This is a genomic window from Streptomyces sp. WM6386 (assembly GCF_000972385.1).
Classification (GTDB): Bacteria; Actinomycetota; Actinomycetes; order Streptomycetales; family Streptomycetaceae; genus Streptomyces.
Window position 1 is genome coordinate 592 of record NZ_JXTE01000394.1, and the last position, 543, is coordinate 1134.

Sequence of the window (543 nt, forward strand, 5' to 3'; positions counted from 1 at the left end):
CGCGTCATCATCGACTTCGTCATGAACCACACCAGCGACCAGCACCCGTGGTTCCAGGAGTCCCGCAAGGACCCCGACGGCCCCTACGGCGACTACTACATGTGGGCCGACGACGACAAGCAATACGCCGACGCCCGGATCATCTTCGTCGACACCGAGGCCTCCAACTGGACCTTCGACCCGGTGCGGAAGCAGTACTTCTTCCACCGCTTCTTCTCCCACCAGCCGGACCTCAACTACGAGAACCCGGCGGTCCAGGAGGAGATCCTGGCCGCCCTTCGCTTCTGGCTGGACCTGGGAATCGACGGCTTCCGCCTCGACGCCGTCCCCTATCTGTACGCGGCCGAGGGCACGAACTGCGAGAACCTCCCCGCCAGCCATGACTTCCTCAAGCGGGTGCGCCGCGAGATCGACCTGATGTACCCGGACACGGTGCTGCTGGCGGAGGCCAACCAGTGGCCCGAGGACGTCGTCGACTACTTCGGCGACTACCAGTCCGGCGGCGACGAATGCCACATGGCCTTCCACTTCCCCGTCATGCCC

Annotated in this window: 1 protein-coding gene; it reads left to right on the top strand. The window is 64.8% G+C overall.

All coding sequences use genetic code 11. From position 1 onward, the window contains the following. The coding region (locus TN53_RS41900; RefSeq protein WP_046264149.1) for an alpha-amylase family glycosyl hydrolase at positions 1-543 on the top strand (543 nt) is incomplete at both ends.